The organism is Streptomyces sp. KLMMK (assembly GCF_036961605.1).
Taxonomy (GTDB): domain Bacteria; phylum Actinomycetota; class Actinomycetes; order Streptomycetales; family Streptomycetaceae; genus Streptomyces; species Streptomyces telluris.
The window spans coordinates 1-3454 of the sequence record NZ_JBAMDC010000549.1 but is presented as its reverse complement, the minus strand read 5'-3'; the positions used below and the strand labels follow the sequence as shown (position 1 = coordinate 3454).

General features: G+C 75.1%; 4 protein-coding genes and 1 pseudogene. 2 read left to right on the top strand and 3 right to left on the bottom strand.

The features are described 5' to 3' along the window. Nucleotides 1-377, bottom strand: a pseudogene (locus V7793_RS35350) (sensor histidine kinase); the annotation flags it as partial. A 172-nt stretch (nt 378-549) separates the two neighbouring features. Between V7793_RS35350 and V7793_RS35345 the strand changes: the two are divergent. Together V7793_RS35345 and V7793_RS35340 are read left to right on the top strand one after the other, a co-directional pair. Further along, on the top strand, nt 550-1614 hold the full coding sequence (locus tag V7793_RS35345) for an ABC transporter permease (protein WP_336013778.1): 1065 nt from the start codon (nt 550-552) through the stop codon (nt 1612-1614). Beyond that, nucleotides 1611-2327, top strand: a complete 717-nt coding sequence (locus V7793_RS35340) for an ABC transporter ATP-binding protein (protein WP_443058068.1) — start codon at nt 1611-1613, stop codon at nt 2325-2327. The genes V7793_RS35345 and V7793_RS35340 overlap by 4 nt, the downstream gene beginning before the upstream one ends. Nucleotides 2328-2393: 66 nt before the next feature. Here the strand turns inward: V7793_RS35340 and V7793_RS35335 are convergent, their stop codons facing one another. Then, the gene (locus V7793_RS35335) at nt 2394-2894 is read right to left on the bottom strand and encodes an indole-3-glycerol phosphate synthase (RefSeq protein WP_336013777.1); all 501 of its coding nucleotides are present in this window, start codon (nt 2892-2894) and stop codon (nt 2394-2396) included. A gap of 161 nt (nt 2895-3055) precedes the next feature. Then, nucleotides 3056-3454: dihydrofolate reductase family protein (locus V7793_RS35330; RefSeq protein WP_336013776.1), on the bottom strand; the 399-nt coding region annotated here is incomplete at its 5' end.

The following is a 3454-nucleotide window of genomic DNA, read 5'->3' as shown; positions in this document are numbered from 1 at the left end:
CATGGCGTGGCGTGCAGGAAGAGGAAGAAGAGCGGGAAGGCGACGTAGCTGAAGCCGTGGTCCATGGCCAGGAGCAGCAGCCACAGCGCGGTGACGGCGGCGAGCCAGGGGCCGGGACGCCGGGCGCTGCGGACGATGCCGATCCCGTAGACGGCCGCGAGGACGGCGGCGGGCGGCAGCACGGCCACGGGGGCCGTCCCGGCCAGGGCGGGGCCGGCGGCGATGACGAGCAGCACGTAGAACGCCCCGTGCACCGCGAGCCGGACCAGCCGCAGGGAGGGCATCTCCGCCCCGGCGCCGGCGACGAGGGCGGGTCGGCCGGGCACGCGCGCGTGCCCGGGCGCGGTCTCGGGGTCGGGGAGGCTCGTTCGGCTCACCCGATCGAGCGTACGGGCCCGGGCCCGGGGCACCCGGCCCCGCAGCCCTCAACCGTTCGATTGATTTTCGGGTGCACCGGACGGACGGGGTGCGGACCCCTCCTTGCCCTGATGGCGGCGGGGCGCCCGCGCGGGAGCGTGGAGGGGTCCTGACAGAGCCCGGGAGGGGTCCTTGTTCGTCGCACTCCGTGACATCCGTTTCGCCCGGGGGCGGTTCGCCCTGATGGGTACGGTCGTCGCCCTCATCACCACGCTCGTGGTCTTCCTCTACGGCCTGACCGACGGCCTGGCGCGGGAGGCGTCGTCCGCCGTGGCGGGGCTGCCCGCCGGCCGGATCGTCTTCGCCGCGCCCGCCGGGGCAGCGCCGGAGGTCTCGTTCTCGAACAGCTCGGTGGACGCCGGGCAGCTGCGGGCCTGGCGGGAGGCGCCGGGCGTCGCCTCCGCCGAACCGTTCGGCGTGGCGATGACCCGGCTGACGGCGGGCGGGAAGGCGTCGTCGGTGAGCGTGTTCGGCACGCCGGACCGGCTGCGGCCCGCGCTCGTCTCCGGCTCCGCCCCGGACGGCCGCGGGGTGGCGGTGAGCGAGCGGCTGGCGCGCGAGACGGGGGTGCGCACGGGCGACCGCGTCACCCTCGGCACCGAGGAGCTGACCGTCTCGGGCATCACCGCCGACCGCAGCCACGGCCACGCCCCGAGCGTGTGGACCACGCTGCCCGCCTGGCACCGCGTGAGTCTCCAGGCGCGGCCGACCGCGCTGGCCGTGGACGGCGGCGGGCGGCCGGACGGGCCCGCCGCGCGGACCACGAAGGCGGTCGGCGTCGGCGCGGCGCTGGACGGCATCGACGGGTACGCGGCCGAGCACGGCACCCTGCGGATGATCCAGGGGTTCCTGTTCGTGGTGAGCGCCCTGGTCGTGGGCGCCTTCTTCACGGTGTGGACGGTGCAGCGCAGGCCCGACGTCGCGGTGCTCAAGGCCGTGGGCGCGAGCAGCGCCTATCTGGTGCGGGACGCCCTCGGGCAGGCGGCGGTCGTACTGGCCGCCGGGGCCGCGCTCGGTGCCGCGGCGGGCGCGGCCGGCGGGGCGCTGGCGTCGTCCTCGGTGCCGTTCGAGCTGGGTACGGCGACCGTCGCCGTGCCGGTGGCGGCGATGGTGCTGCTGGGGCTGGCCGGCTCCGCGCTCGCCGTGCGCCGCATCACGTCCGTCGATCCGCTGACCGCCCTGGGAGCCTCCCGTTGAGCACCGCGCCTGTTCCGTCGCCCATTCCGTCGCCTGTTCCACCGCCCGTTCTGTCGCTGGAGGCCGTCGGCCTCACCTATCCGGACGGCGACCGCAGGCTGACCGCCCTCGACGCGGTCTCCCTGGAGGTGGCGCCCGGGGAACTCGTGGCCGTCGCGGGGCCCTCCGGCTCCGGGAAGTCGAGCCTGCTCGCGGTGGCGGCGACGCTCCTGCGCCCGGACGCGGGCCGCGTGACCGTGGCGGGGCAGGACACCGCACGGATGAGCGCCCGGGCCCGTACGGCGCTGCGCCGGGAGCACATCGGCATCGTCTTCCAGCAGGCGAACCTGCTGCCCTCGCTGACCGCCGAGGAGCAGCTGCTGGCCGTGGAGCACCTGCGGGGCGGGAGCGTGCGGGCCGCCCGGGCGCGGGTGGGGCGGCTGCTGGAGTCGGTGGGCCTGGACGCGGCGAAGCGGCGCCGCCGCCCGCACCAGCTGTCGGGCGGCGAGCGCCAGCGGGTGAACATCGCCCGGGCGCTGTCCGGGGGCCCGTCCGTCCTGCTGGTGGACGAGCCGACGTCGGCGCTGGACCGGGAGCGCGGCGAGCAGGTCGTGGAGCTGCTCGCCGAGGTGACGCGGGCGCACCGGACGGCGACCGTGCTGGTCACGCACGACCGGGAGCTGCTCGGCCGGGCGGACCGGGTGCTCACCATGGCCGACGGGCGGCTGCGCTGATCCACCCGCCCGGGACCCGCCGGCCCGGAACCCGCCGGCCCGCGGCCCGCTGACCCGGAACCCGGGTCACTGCTCCTGCACGTCGCCCAGGGCGTAGTCCTCTTCGTCATTGTGCGCGTAGAGCTTGAGCACGGGGACGCCGACCTTGTGCCGGGCCCGGGAGGCCCAGTCGCGGTGGAAGAACTCCTCCACCAGGTGCGGCGCGGTCAGCACGATCACCTCGTCGGCGTGGGTCTGCTCGACCACGGACCGCAGCAGGTCCAGCGGGTGGCCCTCGATGAGCTGTCCGACGGCCTCGCAGCCCGCGTCCCGGAGGCTGCGGAGCGAGTGCTCCAGGGCGAGGGCGGCCGGGCGGACGGCCTGCTCGCCCTCGGGCTCGTCGGCCTCGTGCACGGCCCGTTCGAGCTCGCCGAGCGCGACGTCGTCGATGGCCCGGAGCAGCCGGTCCTCGGCGCCTCTGGGCTGCATGAGGACCACGAAGGACATCTCGTCGTCGTGGAGGGTGGTGACGAAGTCGACGTCGGTGGCGGACAGCGGCTGCTCGATCATCAATACGCTCGTGAACACGGTGGAAGCCCTTCTCCTTCGTGGGCCACCGGCCCAACGGCCAAAAGAAACCATCCTGCGTGCCCCCTGGGCCCGCCTGTTCCGATCATGTGCCCCCTGGGGAGCGTCCGATTCAATTCTGCCCACCGACGGCTAACCGGAACGGGATATTCCGCCGATTGTCAGATCCGGTGGTACCTGCTGAAGAGAAATCCTGCCTCTTCGAGGAGCGAAGCGAGGACGAATCGTTCCGGCAGGGGCATGTCGGGGCCGTTCACGATCCGGGCCGCGGTGCCCCCGGCGACCATCGGGGCGAGCGTCAGGCACAGCTCGTCCAGCACCCCGGCCGCCGCGAACTGTCCCAGCAGCCGCGGGCCGCCCTCGGTGAGCAGCCTGGTCAGGCCGCGTTCCGCCAGCACCTGCGGCACCCGCGCGGGGTCCACCCGGCGCCCCTCGCCCGCCACGAGCACCTCGGCCCCGGCCTCGCGCGCCGCGGCGACCCGGTCCTCGGGCGCGTCCTCGCCCGTCAGGACGAGGGTGGGCACCAGGGGCTCGGTGAAGAGCGGGAGAGAGAAGTCGAG